Source organism: Bdellovibrio sp. BIS2, from assembly GCF_055398295.1.
In genome coordinates, this window is sequence record NZ_AP035879.1 from 2,076,444 (window position 1) to 2,091,483 (window position 15,040).

Here is a 15,040-nt window from a genome sequence, read left to right on the forward strand (position 1 = left end):
AATAATATACTCCGGCAGAGCGTCAATCCATTCTTTCTCCATGCTTTGTGTGTATGAGAGTTCGCAAAGGGGCACTTTTATGAAAAAAATTGTACTTGTTTCTGTATTGGGGACTGCTGCAATCGCAAATGCGCAGACAGGACTAAGAACGACTCACTCTACGACAATGGAAGGTCTTCGCGACGCCCGCAAACAAATGGAAGTTCAAACTGAAAACTCCATTTTGGAAAAACTGGAAGCACAACGCATGGAAGACGAAAAGAAACGTTTCCGTGAATTTGATTCCTTGAACTTCAGCGTGGTGAACGACGACACTCAAACGTCCGCACCGACGACTTCTTCATTCTAAAAAACCGGATTTTCGCGGATTTTTTCGAAACACTTCCTGCGCATTTTTGCCAAACGATTGTTTCAGAAAATCCCGCGACTGCGATCTCGATTTAATTTAAAAATGGGCGTAAAACTTGCGCCCATTTTTTATTTCTTTTTTGAACCTCTACACGTTTGAAATGGTTTTTTTGTTGGAATTCTGTGGATACACACGGAAAGCCACGGTTTTTTCGTGTCAGTTGCCAATTACATTTTTGTATTTAGACCGTTCCACGAGTTTCTTAATAGGTTTTGTCGTGCGCTTTTGGAGTGTTTTGCTCCTTTTGCGAAACAAACAATAACCACACCAATTTTGGTAAGGAGTTCCAATGAAAAAGGTTCTATTCACAATGGCCGCACTTCTGGTTTCTGTCAGCGCTCACGCAGTTCACCAGGGCAGTTCCTGGTCTGAAATCTTTGCGTCCCGTCACGCCGTTGTGACCCACGGATATGCCTTGGGCGGCATCAAGCTTGAAAATGCCTGCATGACTGACACTGAAATCCGCTCCATCACGCCAACCCGCGAATGTGCGGAACTGGTGCCTCGCCAGGTCGGCAATCCCAACAGCGAGCAAGGTGGCTACACTGAGTGGGTTTGCGCACGCTATGAAACTACAACTTTGGCAGTTTCCCGCAGCTACGAACAGCCCGTGTGTGAAGAGTTCACTCCAGCAAACGGCGATCAAACTCCAGAGTGCACACGCTTTGGTTCAAAAATCGTGACGGTCCCTCGCACTATCGACACGCAAGTGATCATCACTCGTGGCGAAGCTGACCAGTCTTTCTGGAAGCGTTTCACGTTCCCAACATGTGAAGGTGTGTACCCTCACTAAAAAAAAGGCCCTGACTCATAATCAGGGCCTTTTTAAAGTTTCCGGGGTCTGTTATTCGTCTGAAAAGATCTTGAACGGACTCTTGGATTTCTTATGTGGCTGAAGTTCTGTATGCAGCTTCAGGGCTTCGTTGCCGGCTTCGGATTTAACCAGATAGGCGGGCTTTTCGGGGCTGCCATGCCGGGTGATGCTTTTCCCTTTGATGATTCGGGTCACCGACTCCAGATACACCTCTTCGACCGTGCCAACAATGGCTCTTCCAAGCCACTGCCACTGAACTTTGTCATGCACTTTAAAAGGTTTCATAAACACCTACCAGCGCTGGAACGAGCCTTTGCGCAAAGAAATCCGGGCAACCGTATAGAACACACCGATCCCCACCAGCGAGATCAAAGCAGCCGTCCACACATTCACATCACTGACCCCCAGAATTCCATAACGAAGGCCGTTAATCAGATACAGCAGCGGATTGGCCTTGGAAACCGCCTGCCAGAACGGATGCAAATGTTCGATCGACAAAAACACCCCTCCCAGATAAGTCAGCGGAAGCAGAATGAAGGCGGAAAAAGCCGACAACTGATCAAAGGTGTTGGCCCAAAAGGCAATGCTGATACCGATCATTCCAAAGATCAAACCCGCCAGGACCACAAAGAACAGTGCCGCCACCGGGTGAGCAATCACCAGCCAGGACCCATTTTGATAGTACATGAACAGTGAGCCCACAATATAAGTAATCACCGCCACGATACTGCCACGAACCAGGGCGGCCAGACTCATGGCCCAGATGATCTCCTGATCAGTCACCGGCGCCACACGCAGATCCTCAAGGTCGCCGGAAAACTTGGACGACACAATCGAAGAGGATGAGTTCTGGAAGGCATTGTTGATAATACCCATCATCATCAGACCCGGAATCAGGAAACTTAGATAGCTCACACCCTGATGCGAGGCCATTTGTTCACCCAAAGACACACCAAAGATCAAAAGATACAGGAAAGACGAGATGAACGGCGTCACCACCGTCTGCACCAAAACCTTCAGGAACCGCGCAATTTCGCGCTGGAAAATAGTCACAAAACCGGTCATAGAGACACCTGCGATTCTTTCTTGGCAACAAGCTTCAGGAAAGCGTCTTCCAAACTGCCTTCTTCGATCTGCACGTCCGCAATAAGCCCTGTCGGAATGCGGACCTCGTTCAGGAACTCACCCAGAGTCTTATTCTGAGGGACGACGAAACTGTATTCTTTGCCGTCCACTTCCGTCAGATACTCCGACTGGATCAAATGCTTTTCAGTCAGAAGAACACGGATTTTTTTATGGGTGTATTCACGGATGATAGCTTTGGTGTCACCCAAAACAACCAGTGAACCCAGATTGATAATACCCACCCGGTCGCAGAGCTGTTGCGCTTCTTCCAAATAGTGAGTCGTCAGCAGAATCGACATGCCTTCGCCCCGAAGTTCCTGAACGAACTTCCACAGATCTTCACGCAGACGAATGTCGACCCCGGCCGTGGGCTCATCCAAAAGCAACAGCTTTGGATTGTGAACCAGGGCCTTTGCGATCATCAAACGCCGCTTCATCCCGCCGGAAAGCTGTTTTACTTTTTTGTGGCGGTGTTCATACAACGACAGTTTTTCCAGCAGGAAGTGGATGCGCTCTTTGTTTTTGCGCAGACCATAATAGCCGGAATGGAAAGTCAGAATCTCTTCAACGTCGAAGAATCCGGAAGTGATCACTTCCTGGTGAACGACGCCGATTTGTTTTTTGGTGAACATCGGATCTGTGCAGACATCCACCCCGAACACTTTCACCGTCCCTGACGTGGGCTTTTCCAGCGTCGTGATGGTTGAAATGATCGTGGTCTTACCCGCCCCGTTCGGCCCCAGCAGTCCGAAGATCTCGCCGGGTTTTACGGAAAAGGTCATACCCTTCACCGCTTCGACAGTGCCGCCGCGGTAGATTTTTCTAAGATCGGTAATCTCTAATGGCAAATTCATAGTTTTTACCCTCCGCCGCTTTAGCACTTTGCGCTAGCGGGCGCGCGAGATGCTGGTGTGGAATTCCACTGTTGGGTTTTCACGCTTGAGCCAGTTCAAATCCCATTCCTGGTTTACCAGAACGACCGGGTTGTCCTGCAAATCGCGGAACATGTTGGCGCCGCCCTTCAGGTCCGTGACGGGTTTTCCGTCTTCCGTGCGCGGCCAGCGGGCCACACCATATGGCAGACGGCTTAACTTCACTTCCAGGTTGTACTCATCCTGCAAACGACGGATCAGAACTTCGAACTGAAGCTCCCCGACCGCGCCGATGATAGGATCCTGAGGTCCGATGATAGGGTCAATAAACAACTGAATTGCGCCTTCTTCTGACAGGTGATTCAGGGCTTCGTTCATTTTCTGACGTTTCAAAGCATCACGCACAGAAAGCTTGCCGAACAATTCCGGCGCAAACTTTGGAATGTCTTCGAAATGGATTTTGCCGGAAGCGTAAACGCAATCCCCGATGGCAAAGTTCCCGGTGTCACCGACCCCGACGATATCGCCTGCGTAAGCATCATCCACGGTTTCTTTGTCGGCCGCCACGAACTGGCTGGCGTAAGAAAGTCTTAGCTCTTTGTCATGACGGGAATGCTTCACCTTCATGCCACGCTCGAACTTACCGGAACAAATACGGATAAAGGCAATACGATCACGGTGACGCTTGTCCATATTGGCCTGAATCTTAAATACAAAACCAGAGAAGTTTGCATCACAAGGATCCATGTCCTTGCCGTCTTTCAGATGACGGGGCTGCGGACCCGGAGCGTACTTAGTGAAGAACTGCAGGAATGTATCCACCCCGAAGTTCTGTTTTGCAGAACCGAACGTCACCGGAGAAATAGTCCCATTCAGGAAGTCATTCACATCAAATGGAGGAAGTGCTCCTTCGATCAGATCCAGTTCTTCCAGAACCTGATCTGCGGATTCTTTGTCCAGATAGTCGTAAAGGATTTTGTCGTCTTTGCCTTTTTCAAATGGAATGATCTTGTAGTCTTCCACTTCCTCACGGCGCTGATCGTAGATCCAGATTTCTTTGGTCAGACGGTTGTAAATACCGCGGAAACGCTGCCCGATACCCAAAGGCCACGTCACTGGATAACATTGCATGTTCAAAGTCTTTTCAACTTCATCAATCAACGTCAGCGGATCTTTACCTTCACGATCCAGTTTATTCACAAATGTGAAAATCGGAATATTGCGCAGGCGGCAGACTTCGTAAAGTTTCTTGGTACGTTCTTCCACGCCCTTGGCAACGTCAATCAGCATGCAGGCGGATTCCACGGCCATCAAGACGCGGTAAGTATCCTCGGAAAAGTCTTTGTGTCCCGGTGTATCCAGCAGGTTCACGCGCAAACCATCGAAATCAAAAGTCATCACAGAGGATGTGATGGAGATCCCTTTTTCACGCTCCATGGCCATCCAGTCGGAGGTCACGGCCTTGGTCCCCTGCTTGCCTTTGACTTCCCCGGTTTCGTGGATCACGCCGCCGTGATAAAGCAATTTTTCAGTCAGCGTGGTCTTCCCGGCATCCGGGTGAGAGATGATGGCAAACGTCCGACGACGCTGAATTTCTTTTTGGATCTGAGGAGTGACTTGCATTGTGGAATCTTTCCTTTGAAAACTTCTTTTTACGGGGAAATCCCACAGGTTACAAGCATTTGCCGCACTGCCCTTGGCGCTTGAAACCCTCCTTGGGTGGATTTGTGCCCAACCTGACGGCGATCATGCCCAAAACCGGGCAATTCATACAGACTTCTCCTCGTTTTCCGGCCGGAATGGCGAGGCCCCCTTGCGCTAAAATGCAAAAGCCCTTATAACCGTCCGACTACTTTGAACTCCCCTTGGTTTGGAGCCAAGCTACCCGGACGCTCGCGCGCCGGCAGGACACGAAGGTGACACAATGTCTGAATCGCTGAACTATTATGTTACGGCTTATTATCGTTTTACCAAACTGGCGGATCTGCCAGCCATTCAAAAAGCTCTGGAAGACAAAGCGGAAGAACTTAACGTCAAAGGACTCGTGATCCTGGGCGATGAGGGTTACAATTCAACCTGCGCAGCTTCCACTAAAGAATCCTTCGAGGCCTGGAAAGCCTTTATCCGCGAGTACTTCAATTCTCCGGATCAGTTCTTCAAGGATTCCGAATCCTCAAAGTCTCCGTTCCGTCGATTCAAAGTCAAAGTCCGCAATGAAATCGTGACCACGGGCATTCCTGGCGTGATGCCTCCGGAAGGCGTCAATCATCACCTGTCCCCGACCGAGTGGAACAAGGTCATGAAAGAAGAAACTGACTATGTGATGATCGACACGCGCAACTGGTACGAATACAAAATCGGCACCTTCAAGGGCGCGCTGAACCCGAACATTGAAAAGTTCACGGAGTTCCCGCAGTACATTGAATCTCAAGGTATTCCGAAAGACAAAAAGATGCTGATCTTCTGCACCGGCGGCATTCGCTGTGAAAAAGGCATTCTGGAGCTTCAGGACAAGGGCTATAACAACGTCTTCCAACTGGATGGCGGTATTCTGAATTACATGAAAGAATATCCGAACGATCAGTTCGAGGGTGAGTGCTTCGTCTTTGACCACCGCGTGGCCGTGGATCAGAACCTGCAGCCGACCACAAAGTTCGGCCTGTGCCCGCACTGCGGTCAGCCTTCCACGATCAAAATTGAATGCAAGCGCTGTGACGCCCATGAATTGATCTGCGAAGACTGCATCAAAGTGGACTACGCAAAAGACACTTGTTCCAAGAACTGTGCTTACCAGTTGGAAAAACATCCGGCCCGCAAAGGTCAAAAACAACTGGTGCCATTTGAAATCGAAAAAATGAAGGCTGAAGGCAAGGACCCGTCTGCGTTGCCGCAGATTCGCGTGACTCGCACAAAGTACATTTCCTTGAATAAAAACGGCGAAGCAGAAACCCGCTCCACCAAAGAAACTGCTGAGTAGGCGCCAGCCACAGTGCTGTAGCGACGGCAGTCGCGAAAGCTGGAGTAGCTATCTATTTTCCTGAGGGGGCTTTCTGAGCCCTCTCAATATCCCGGGCAAACAAACTGACCACCCAGGAGTCATTCACCCCCACACGGGTGCTGTTGAATTGCACTTTCACTTTGGAACGATAAGCTGGATCATAGCCAATCGCTTTGGCATCAAGCCCGGCGCTATCCAAAAACTTCGACATCTCTGATGCCGCTTCATCAGCATCGAATTCACCGCCTGCATTGATATTCTTTTCCATCTGATCGCAGAAATCCAAAGTCGCAGAGTCCTTGGCCAGTTCCGGCTTTGCCGCCACCGCGCGCGCCAGATAGTGCATGTTATAGCTTTTTTGCAGAATCTGATCCATTTCCGAAGTGTGCTTCTGCAGGTAATCGCCCGCGCGATAGATCTCATAATAGAACTCGGCTTTTTTCAGCAGCCCCTGATCGTTCTGCGCATCCGCACTCATGATCTGTTCCACGACTTGCTCCATACCTGGTGCACGGAAAATAAAGCGCAGGATCGGCGCTGCGGTTTCAACCATCGGATCATGATTCCCATCCGACAAGCTGCTAAAGAAGTATTTCGCCGAGGCATTTTGCGGATCACGCAAAAGCCCGCTTTGTGCTGCTTTTTCAAGATTGCGGCACCCATCCACAAGTGGTTTGCGAGGATCAGCAAAATCCTTCAGCAACACATCCACTGTGTCCTGCGCCAGCTTTTCACGCGCACTCAGGGCAGGAGGAGCCGTCGGCGCAGGTGATGATTCGGCCGCCGCGACAGATGCCTCAGAATTGTTTGCAGCTAAAGGTTTCGCAGATTCAGTGCTGTTTGCATGAGCAGATTTTTGTAAAGCAGGTGGAGTCAGCGCTTTTTTCAGATCAGAAGCTGAGGGAAGTTTGGAAAGACCCCAGAACAAGAAACCCAGCAGACCTACTGCGGAGATAACAAAGCTGATTCCCAGAATTTTTAGCAAGTTTTTCGCATTCATATTCACGTCTCCTGCAACACAGTCGAACTGAACCATGAAATGCGAGCACTGACAATGATACGTGGTGCTATATTACAATTATTAATAATGAGGGGTTGACCCCTCGGCGCTTTGCACCTATACCTATGTTTCCTTGTCGCGGGGTGGAGCAGTCTGGTAGCTCGTCGGGCTCATAACCCGAAGGCCGTAGGTTCAAATCCTGCCCCCGCAACCAATAAAGGCTCGATGGTAAACCATCGGGCCTTTTCCATTTCTAGGCCTTTACTTTAAGCTCTAGCGAGCACGTCTCCACAGCACTCGATTCGCAATACGGAATTGCTCCATGACACCCTGACTTTCCAGGCAGGCCAATGCCGCTTGAGTCACTTCGATAGCTTCGGGATAACTTTCCCAAGCGATCCAATACAGATGAATACCTTCCAGCGTGTCCGCAGCCTCTGGATTTACTTGCACCTTGCGCGTGATTTCGCTCATCGGAAAGCGCAGAACTCTATCGCTGCAATCGAACGCCAGGGCGTTTCCCGCAAACCCAAATACCACCACCAAAACCAAGAACAACTGCTTCATAAGAACTCCTCAGTAAATGATTTCGGGGATTTCATGATTTAGGTCAATGCCGTTGTGATTTTTTAGTAAATCTCTCACTATTTATCAGGCCCGGAAATATCTGCCCACATATCGGGCATTATCGTTCTCAAATAGTTAATTTCTTGGATTATTTTGGATTTATACTTGCGCACAAGGACTCTCCCGTTCTAAGGCTTTTATTCAACACTTAACAGGAGGACATCTATGATCATGAGCGCAGCCCAATTCATCCGTAAAGGACTGGAACCCCAGCACTTGGTCTCTTCTTTAAGTTTTGTTGTATTCCTGCTTTCCAGCATCTTCGCCACGGACAATCTATGGGTTTCGATCACAGCCGCCGTTTTCCTGGGCGTTGCTGTCATGTCCTCGGTCCACCACGCCGAAGTGATCGCGCACAAGATCGGCGAAGGCCTGGGCACCCTGGTCCTTGCCCTTTGCGTGACCATTATCGAAGTTGGTTTGATTGTGTCATTGATGAATCAATCCACCGTTAGCGCTGATTCTGCCGTCTTGGCCCGTGACACCGTGTTTGCTGCGGTGATGATCATCACCAACGGGATGGTGGCCCTGTGCCTGATCCTGGGCGGTATGAAGTACAAAGAGCAGGAGTTCCAGGTTCAAGGCTCTAAAAGTCTGATGGTCGTTTTGATGACCCTGGCACTTTTGGTGTTCGTGCTTCCAAACTTCACCACCACAACAGCGGCAGGCACTTACAACCCGCCCCAAATGATCTTCATCGGTATCATCTGTGTGGTCCTATACCTTCTGTTCATTCTTTTCCAAACGACCACACACAAAACATACTTCGAAGCTGTGGACACCAAAAGTGACATTTCACCCATCGACTCCACCCATGAAATCACCACGACCGACGCGTGGCTGAGTTTTATTTCCCTGTCAGTCAGCCTGATCGCGGTGATTGGCCTGGCAAAAATGATTTCACCTTTGATCGAACAGGGCGTGGATTATGTCGGGGCTCCGAAATCGATGGTGGGTCTGCTGATTGCAGCCATCGTGCTTTTGCCTGAGACCTGGGCCGCCATCAACGCCGCTCGCGCCAACCGCCTGCAAACAAGCTTGAATCTGGCGCTGGGTTCCGGCATCGCCAGTATTGCGCTGACGATTCCGACGGTGATCGCTTTCTGCCTTTACACAAACCAGACACTGATGCTGGGTCTTGACCCGAAAAACATGGTCTTTCTGATCATGACGTTCATGGCCGGCACGATCACTCTGGGAACAGGCAAAGCGACCCTGCTTCAGGGCGCCGTGCACGGCGTGATTCTATTAACTTACTTTGTGATGTCCTTTATCCCTTAAGAGGTTTTTTATGAGCGAAGAAAGATTCGTGGACCTTGAAATCAAACTGACTCACCAGGAACAAAAACTGGAAGAACTGCACCACGTGCTTTATGAACAGCAAAAGACCATCGACAAACTGGAGACCCTGCTGCAGGGTCTGACCAGCCGTCTGAAGGAAGTTCTGGGAGCAGAGGGTGATGAGATTCGCGGCAATGAAAAGCCGCCTCACTACTAGATATCTTTTTCAGAAGCCTGATAAAGCGGCAGCGCCGGAGGAACAACCCCCTGCTGCTTCATCAGCTCTGGATCGCGCAACTGGATCTTGATTGAATTAAATCCGTGGCGATCGATGAAACGAATCACGGTTTCATCCCCGTCAGCCTGAGCCCCGGATACAAACAAGTGCATATCAAACAACGGGCGGATCGCTCTAAGACGCAAAACTCCGTCCGTCACATCCCACAGTCCCTGTCCGTCCCCCAGCTTGTCCACCTGATAGTAGAATTTTCCATTGGTGAACAAAGCCATACGCATTGGGTACTCAGAACCTGTTTCAAGAAGCTTGACCTGATCCAGCTTTTCCGGAGCGCTCGCCATTTGATCTGCAGGGTTTACGAAGCGACCATAAAATTCCGCATCACGCTTGTTTGCCGTCATCGAACTCATCGGAGAACAAGCCGCAAACAAAGTACACAAAGACAACACCAGGATGATTTTGGATTTAAGCATGAATTTATGATGACCTCGACCCGGCCTCAAGTCAACTCAGGACCCAGACCGCGCCTGTATGCAAAGCAGATCACATCGTTCGTTGTGCTTAATTCCCGAGTGCGCTTTGACCCATTTCCATTGAACTTCCCGCACCGCCAGCAACCGATCCAGTTCCTTTAACTGACTGACCTGCGGAATCGCCTGACCTCGCGACTTCATCCAGCCCAGCGTTTTCCACTCCGGGACCTTTTGCAGGGTTTCAATCAATACACGAGAGTCAGTATAAAGATCGATGCGGGACTTTACCGGCAAAGACGACAGGGCTTCGATAGCCGCCTGAAATTCCATTTGATTGTTGGTGGGCCTTAAACACGCCCCGCTGGCTTCGCGAAGCACACGGTTACGGCGAACGATCACATAGGCCCAGGAACCTCGCCCATGCTTAACACTGCCGTCAGTGTAAACTTCAAAGCGCGGCAGAAAGAGCCTGCGCAGTATTTGATTGAATGCTTTTAAAGTTTTTAAGATAGACCCTGCTTCGTCACCCACATGGCAACTTCCACAGAGGTATTCACACCCAGTTTGGTCATGATGTTTGTCTTGTGAGTTTTGATAGTCTGATCAGAACAACCCAAAGCTTCAGCGATCTCTTTATTCGAACGGCCTGTAGCAACCATTCTTGCGACTTCGATCTCTCGCTTGGTCAGAACTTCGACGCCGGCTTTATCAATGGCCTGACGGATATTTTCAGAAAGGAAGCGGTCCCCGTTTTTCAATGCCAGCAATGCCTTTGGAACATCCTCGATATAGGACGCCTTGCTGACAATCGCCACCACCGGGGAATTCCAGTAGGTTTTCAAAATAGCGGATTCAAGAGATTGCGTAAACACAATCACACGAATAGAAGCATTGAATTTGCGGATGAATTCCAAAACCTCAAAACCACTGGAGCCACGCAAATGGTGATCCAGTAAAATCACTGAGGGATTTTCAGTTTGAATCATCTGCAGAGCGCGGACGGCTTCTTCAGCCTCTCCGACAACCGTGAAGGTGTCAGAAAGACGCTCTACTTCGGTTTTCAAACCGGCGCGGACAATCGGATGGTCATCAATAATCAATACTTTTTCCAAACTCATACTAAAAGTCTTTACGCCCGGCTTAAAAAAGTCAATTCAGGCGACTTCAGACTTTCGCCGCATCGCTTCGCCTCAGGCCCTCCGTGACAAGTGGACGGGGCTCCCTCTAAAATGGGCCGATTTTTAAGGAGTTGTCCCTTGGCATTTCGTTGGATCGGCAAATCAGCAGACGGTAAGTCAGTCACCCTCAAACACCTTGAGGACTGCAAATTAAACACGCCCCCTTATGCGACCACGACCTGGGTTCGGGATAACGCCGATATCGTTCGCGTTGCCGCCATTTTGGACGTCGAGACCACTGGCCTGAACCAGGCCGAGGACACCATCATCGAAATCGGCATTCGCCAGTTCCTGTTCAATAAAAACACCGGGGAAGTCCTGGCCGTTACGAAGTCTTACTCCAGCTTCCAGGATCCGGGGAAGCCTATCAGTGCAGAAATCCAGGCTTTGACCGGGATCACTGACGAAATGGTCGCCGGAAAGCACATTGACTGGACTGCTGTGGATGCGCTTTTAAATGAATGCCAATTGATTATCGCGCACAACGCGAAGTTTGACCGTCCCTTCATCGATCGCAGATCCAAAACCTCTGCCGAGCGCGTGTGGGCATGTTCCTTCAAACAAGTGGAATGGTCCGACAAGGGCTTTACCAGTCCAAAACTGGAGCTGTTGAATATCTATCACGGCTTCTTCACGGATTCCCACCGTGCGATCAACGACGTAGATGCTTTGCTTTATCTGCTAAGCCTGCCGGATGCAGAAACCCAGAAACCTTATCTTTTTGAATTGATCAACAATGCCCGCCGTCCGATGACTCATGTGATTGCGACATCCGCGCCGTTTGAATCAAAAGACCATCTAAAGGGTCGCGGTTACAACTGGGACAGCATCAATCGTTTTTGGTCCAAAATCATTTTCAAAGACGAAGTCCCGGATGAAACCAAATGGCTTGAAGAGACCGTGTATTGCGGCCCCTTCGGTGGCATGACCCGGGATATTGCGCTGGTGGACGGGTTTAAAAGCTAGCTAGCGCTTCAAATCAGCAGGACTGCGCCTGAAAGCAGGCCCCCCATTGGGACTGTTTTCTGCCGGTTTGCGCTGACCCGAAATAATAGACTCAATTTCCAGCAAGCTGAGCTTTACCTGCGAATCTTTTACTTCACCCATTTTGGTTGCCTTCTCGTAGTATGCTTTGGATTTGATCGCCATATCGCGATCCAGGTACGCAATTGCTCTAACTCGATAAACCGCCCCCATCGCCACCAAACAAGAACCACAATCCGAGTGATGTTTAAGGGCCTTCATCAAAACTGACTCAACCTCATCCAAATATTTCTTGCCGTCTTCAGTCCTCACATCAAAATGAAGACCTTTGAAATATATTTCTTCAGCCTTGCCTTGATAGGCATACGCCAAACCTCTTCTTGCGACACCATAGGCTCCGGATTTCATAACGGACTCACCAAGCTCAATAGCATCATCCCAGCGTCTCATTCCGCTAAGAATCGACATCAGATTGCCTTGAACCCAGGTGTTTTGAGGATCAGCAAGTGCTCCATTTTTATAGTAAGCAATGCCTTTGTCGATCTCACCTTTGTCAATCAGGATTTCTGCAATATTCACCATAGCACTGCTCTTATGACTATTGCCTTCTGCAAACTCCAACGCTTTTAAGTAAGCCCCTAGCGCGGCGTCTTTCTTCCCTAATCTTTCCGCAACGTTTCCTCCGAGATTATAGAAATCAAAATTTTTTGCCGCCACCGCATGATATTTTTGAAAGTTAGCTGCCAACTCAGAATTGTTCTTGGCGTACCACGCACTCCATGTTTTTTGCCTCAAGACCTCTGGATCAGCCGGGTGCTCTGCAGCCACCATCGATAAAACCGCATTTGACAAGTTGTGGTACTCACTTCCATCTACGTCGTTGCTTTTATAGCCGACCCATCTCAAGGCCCGAACCTTTTCAAGCATTGCCTCTTTGTTTTTTGGATTCTCCGCAAGAAGATTATCGACTATGTGCAATCCGCGTCTGGCCGCCTCCACCATTCCCGGACCCATGGTATCAACAAACTTTTTCGCTTTTGCGGGCGTGTATTCCTTCGTGCGAGATTCCCACGTGTCAGCGGCGTCGATCTTCTTTATTTCAACTTGCTGGGTATTCGTGCACTCAAAAACATCATGCACCGCCATTTTAAACTTATCCGAGTTCACGTCCGCAGCCGAGATTTCCACGGTTTTAAACTGAGAGAAATCTCTGACCTCAAATCCCGTCTTGGTTTTTATAAATGTCCTCTGCAGACTGAACCACGGAGTATAAATTGTGCACCCAACGGGAAAATCAACAATATCAAATCCAGGAACACTTAAAGATGCTGTTTCTGTCGAGAGCGCCTCAATATTCACATCTGTCACCCTTTTGGAGCCAGCCAGCATCAACAACCCTCTTAAGGTGACTGATAATGGCGCATGGAAGTACTTCTTCCCTTCCTTTTCCCGAACAACAACATCGCCAATCGCTTTCTCCACACCCGTAATTCGTGAGGATATGCGAGACTGAAAATCAACACCTTCATAATGTGGACTCGCACCATCTGTCCGATTAAACATCATCAACATTTTACTCGCGTCCTTAACGCTGCTCGAAATCGCAGTCTCCGCGACGTACTTAGCATAGCCCCCTGTTAAACTAAAGTTCGATATTGTCTCGGCACTCATGTCCTCGCGAATTCGGTATTCCTTCTTTAACTCAAGTACACTCTGCAAAGAGGAAGGAAACGGGATTCGCTCCAGTTCAGAGGCACGACTGGACACTTCCAGGGCGTAGGAACCGGCAATATCATTGAATGCATATCCGGCATTACTTACTATATTGGTGGGATCAACCCAGAGGACACTGCTACCATCGCGTACTTTTACGATTGCATGGTTGAATCGCTGCGCTGGTAAATTCAAATCCAATGGGTCCACAACAACGACGCCCAACTGACTGGATGGCATCTTCCTGAAAGTCATAGCCACTTCAGCATCGATATTCATTTTTCTGAGAATTGCCACAGTCGCCAACGAAAAGTCTTTACAGTCGCCGGTTTTAGACGCACCTATTTCCTTTAAAGGTTTTGGGATAAACATCTTTTCAAAAGTCGTCCAGTCTCCAGAATAGGTCATACTTGACTGCAACTCTGAAGTAACTATATCCACTTTCTCGCGTACAGAGGCCGCCTTTGCCGCCTTTTCGGAAATCTTCAAAAGAGCCGGCGGCAATGCCACATTCTTTAATTCCTTTTCATAACGATGAGCGAGCGGAGTAACGTAGGTTTTCCAAGAATTTAAGGTACTGACTTCAACCATGGTTATCTGATGCTTCCTAATTAGTGGATTTAATTCAAGAGGCAACTTGAACAACTTCCTGGTCTGGCGTATCTCAAGAATGTACTGACTTCCTTCTTTTTTAGGATGCACTTGCAACGACTGCCATGGGTCGCTGACCGCATAGTAAAGTGGAAGCTCCGACTTGATAATAGTGTAGGAATTCTCCTCCGGAACGGAGGCACCATATACAAACTGCATAGAGAAATGTCCGGGAACCAAGGTGCGCAACTGCTGATCGCGGTATTTGTATTTCACCTGCGAACCAATCTTGATATTAGTGAATGGAATTACTTTCTCTTTCCCATGAGTAATCCCTTCTTTCGGCCCGGCTGCGGCTCTCTCTTTGATAGTTGTCAGCTTAACAGGAGTATCCACCCCATCTGTAAGGCTGGACGCTTTGAGAACCGTCACTTTGTTCATATCAGGAATAAAGGGAATCGATTTAAGCACGAGCATATTTCGCCCCTGCTCATTCAATACCTTCAAGGTCACATCTGAAGTCATTTGCGAGGCACCGCTTTTAGAGACCGAAATTTCATCATGGGAAGATGAGATTTCATAGGGAGCACTCTCTAAAGGGGCCCAGTCAGCCAAAACCGGAACTGCCAAGGAAACTGCCACTACTAATATAAACAACTTTTTGCTCATACAATTCGCATCGGCTGACCAATGCAGTACTTAACAACATCAAGTTTATTTCACAGCCAGTCTCAGTC

16 protein-coding genes and 1 tRNA gene are annotated in these 15,040 nt (G+C 49.0%); 7 read left to right on the top strand and 10 right to left on the bottom strand.

Translation table 11 applies throughout. From position 1 onward, the window contains the following. Positions 1 to 79: 79 nt before the first annotated feature. Positions 80 to 349, top strand: coding sequence for a hypothetical protein (locus ACZ520_RS10020; RefSeq protein ID WP_011164567.1), 270 nt, complete (start codon positions 80 to 82; stop codon positions 347 to 349). Between the two features lie 349 nt (positions 350 to 698). Then, the gene (locus ACZ520_RS10025; protein ID WP_088565145.1) at positions 699 to 1,202 is read left to right on the top strand and encodes a hypothetical protein; all 504 of its coding nucleotides are present in this window, start codon (positions 699 to 701) and stop codon (positions 1,200 to 1,202) included. Between the two features lie 51 nt (positions 1,203 to 1,253). On the opposite strand, the gene ACZ520_RS10030 is transcribed toward ACZ520_RS10025, so the two are convergent. Genes ACZ520_RS10030 through ACZ520_RS10045 form a run of 4 tightly spaced genes read right to left on the bottom strand, consistent with a single transcriptional unit; the run spans position 1,254 to position 4,843 of the window. After that, a complete protein-coding gene (locus ACZ520_RS10030) occupies positions 1,254 to 1,508 on the bottom strand; it encodes a hypervirulence associated TUDOR domain-containing protein (RefSeq protein ID WP_088565144.1) in 255 nt (84 codons plus the stop codon). Between the two features lie 6 nt (positions 1,509 to 1,514). After that, positions 1,515 to 2,288: an ABC transporter permease gene (locus ACZ520_RS10035; protein WP_374030327.1), complete on the bottom strand. Its 774-nt coding sequence runs from the start codon at positions 2,286 to 2,288 to the stop codon at positions 1,515 to 1,517. Continuing rightward, a complete protein-coding gene (locus ACZ520_RS10040; RefSeq protein WP_464125282.1) occupies positions 2,285 to 3,202 on the bottom strand; it encodes an ABC transporter ATP-binding protein in 918 nt (305 codons plus the stop codon). Before ACZ520_RS10040 ends, ACZ520_RS10035 begins: the two co-directional genes overlap by 4 nt. Before the next feature lie 33 nt (positions 3,203 to 3,235). Continuing rightward, positions 3,236 to 4,843 (bottom strand): peptide chain release factor 3, encoded by a 1,608-nt coding sequence (locus tag ACZ520_RS10045; RefSeq protein ID WP_088565141.1) that lies wholly within the window; start codon positions 4,841 to 4,843, stop codon positions 3,236 to 3,238. A gap of 301 nt (positions 4,844 to 5,144) precedes the next feature. Between ACZ520_RS10045 and trhO the strand changes: the two genes are divergently transcribed. Beyond that, the gene (gene trhO, locus ACZ520_RS10050) at positions 5,145 to 6,197 is read left to right on the top strand and encodes an oxygen-dependent tRNA uridine(34) hydroxylase TrhO (RefSeq protein ID WP_374030330.1); all 1,053 of its coding nucleotides are present in this window, start codon (positions 5,145 to 5,147) and stop codon (positions 6,195 to 6,197) included. Positions 6,198 to 6,249: 52 nt separating this feature from the next. Here trhO and ACZ520_RS10055 read toward each other — a convergent pair whose 3' ends face one another. After that, positions 6,250 to 7,218 (bottom strand): hypothetical protein, encoded by a 969-nt coding sequence (locus ACZ520_RS10055; protein ID WP_464125285.1) that lies wholly within the window; start codon positions 7,216 to 7,218, stop codon positions 6,250 to 6,252. 137 nt (positions 7,219 to 7,355) lie between these two features. Here ACZ520_RS10055 and ACZ520_RS10060 point away from each other — a divergent pair. Then, positions 7,356 to 7,432: transfer RNA gene (locus ACZ520_RS10060), tRNA-Met, on the top strand. Between the two features lie 59 nt (positions 7,433 to 7,491). Here ACZ520_RS10060 and ACZ520_RS10065 read toward each other — a convergent pair. Then, positions 7,492 to 7,785 (bottom strand): hypothetical protein, encoded by a 294-nt coding sequence (locus tag ACZ520_RS10065; protein ID WP_088565138.1) that lies wholly within the window; start codon positions 7,783 to 7,785, stop codon positions 7,492 to 7,494. A 225-nt stretch (positions 7,786 to 8,010) separates the two neighbouring features. Between ACZ520_RS10065 and ACZ520_RS10070 the strand changes: the two genes are divergently transcribed. Together ACZ520_RS10070 and ACZ520_RS10075 are read left to right on the top strand one after the other, a co-directional pair. After that, positions 8,011 to 9,126, top strand: coding sequence for a calcium:cation antiporter (locus ACZ520_RS10070; RefSeq protein ID WP_088565137.1), 1,116 nt, complete (start codon positions 8,011 to 8,013; stop codon positions 9,124 to 9,126). A 10-nt stretch (positions 9,127 to 9,136) separates the two neighbouring features. Beyond that, positions 9,137 to 9,343 carry a SlyX family protein gene (locus ACZ520_RS10075; protein ID WP_464125287.1) on the top strand — a complete coding sequence of 69 codons (207 nt, stop codon included), beginning with the start codon at positions 9,137 to 9,139 and terminating at the stop codon, positions 9,341 to 9,343. Here the strand turns inward: ACZ520_RS10075 and ACZ520_RS10080 are convergent. From ACZ520_RS10080 to ACZ520_RS10090, 3 genes are read right to left on the bottom strand one after another with little or no spacing between them, the layout of a single operon-like run. Then, on the bottom strand, positions 9,340 to 9,837 hold the full coding sequence (locus tag ACZ520_RS10080) for a transposase (RefSeq protein WP_374030333.1): 498 nt from the start codon (positions 9,835 to 9,837) through the stop codon (positions 9,340 to 9,342). The genes ACZ520_RS10075 and ACZ520_RS10080 overlap by 4 nt on opposite strands. A gap of 36 nt (positions 9,838 to 9,873) precedes the next feature. Continuing rightward, positions 9,874 to 10,368 carry a ribonuclease H family protein gene (locus tag ACZ520_RS10085; protein ID WP_464125290.1) on the bottom strand — a complete coding sequence of 165 codons (495 nt, stop codon included), beginning with the start codon at positions 10,366 to 10,368 and terminating at the stop codon, positions 9,874 to 9,876. Continuing rightward, positions 10,341 to 10,955 carry a LuxR C-terminal-related transcriptional regulator gene (locus tag ACZ520_RS10090; protein WP_464125292.1) on the bottom strand — a complete coding sequence of 205 codons (615 nt, stop codon included), beginning with the start codon at positions 10,953 to 10,955 and terminating at the stop codon, positions 10,341 to 10,343. Before ACZ520_RS10090 ends, ACZ520_RS10085 begins: the two co-directional genes overlap by 28 nt. A 138-nt stretch (positions 10,956 to 11,093) precedes the next feature. On the opposite strand from ACZ520_RS10090, the gene ACZ520_RS10095 reads away from it, so the two are divergent. Then, entirely contained in the window at positions 11,094 to 11,981 is an 888-nt protein-coding gene (locus ACZ520_RS10095; protein WP_416480564.1) for a 3'-5' exonuclease, read from the top strand. On the opposite strand, the gene ACZ520_RS10100 is transcribed toward ACZ520_RS10095, so the two are convergent. Next, entirely contained in the window at positions 11,982 to 14,972 is a 2,991-nt protein-coding gene (locus tag ACZ520_RS10100; RefSeq protein WP_464125294.1) for a DUF3857 domain-containing protein, read from the bottom strand. Between the last annotated feature and the right edge of the window lie 68 nt (positions 14,973 to 15,040).

What these genes read in the sequence shown, in the direction of transcription:
- ACZ520_RS10040 (WP_464125282.1), bottom strand. Translation starts at nt 3,202, where the DNA reads ATGAATTTGCCATTAGAGATTACCGATCTTAGAAAAATCTACCGCGGC.
- ACZ520_RS10065 (WP_088565138.1), bottom strand. Translation starts at nt 7,785, where the DNA reads ATGAAGCAGTTGTTCTTGGTTTTGGTGGTGGTATTTGGGTTTGCGGGA.
- ACZ520_RS10055 (WP_464125285.1), bottom strand. Translation starts at nt 7,218, where the DNA reads ATGAATGCGAAAAACTTGCTAAAAATTCTGGGAATCAGCTTTGTTATC.
- ACZ520_RS10080 (WP_374030333.1), bottom strand. Translation starts at nt 9,837, where the DNA reads ATGCTTAAATCCAAAATCATCCTGGTGTTGTCTTTGTGTACTTTGTTT.
- ACZ520_RS10045 (WP_088565141.1), bottom strand. Translation starts at nt 4,843, where the DNA reads ATGCAAGTCACTCCTCAGATCCAAAAAGAAATTCAGCGTCGTCGGACG.
- ACZ520_RS10030 (WP_088565144.1), bottom strand. Translation starts at nt 1,508, where the DNA reads ATGAAACCTTTTAAAGTGCATGACAAAGTTCAGTGGCAGTGGCTTGGA.
- ACZ520_RS10070 (WP_088565137.1), top strand. Translation starts at nt 8,011, where the DNA reads ATGATCATGAGCGCAGCCCAATTCATCCGTAAAGGACTGGAACCCCAG.
- ACZ520_RS10035 (WP_374030327.1), bottom strand. Translation starts at nt 2,288, where the DNA reads ATGACCGGTTTTGTGACTATTTTCCAGCGCGAAATTGCGCGGTTCCTG.
- ACZ520_RS10020 (WP_011164567.1), top strand. Translation starts at nt 80, where the DNA reads ATGAAAAAAATTGTACTTGTTTCTGTATTGGGGACTGCTGCAATCGCA.
- trhO (WP_374030330.1), top strand. Translation starts at nt 5,145, where the DNA reads ATGTCTGAATCGCTGAACTATTATGTTACGGCTTATTATCGTTTTACC.
- ACZ520_RS10100 (WP_464125294.1), bottom strand. Translation starts at nt 14,972, where the DNA reads ATGAGCAAAAAGTTGTTTATATTAGTAGTGGCAGTTTCCTTGGCAGTT.
- ACZ520_RS10090 (WP_464125292.1), bottom strand. Translation starts at nt 10,955, where the DNA reads ATGAGTTTGGAAAAAGTATTGATTATTGATGACCATCCGATTGTCCGC.
- ACZ520_RS10025 (WP_088565145.1), top strand. Translation starts at nt 699, where the DNA reads ATGAAAAAGGTTCTATTCACAATGGCCGCACTTCTGGTTTCTGTCAGC.
- ACZ520_RS10075 (WP_464125287.1), top strand. Translation starts at nt 9,137, where the DNA reads ATGAGCGAAGAAAGATTCGTGGACCTTGAAATCAAACTGACTCACCAG.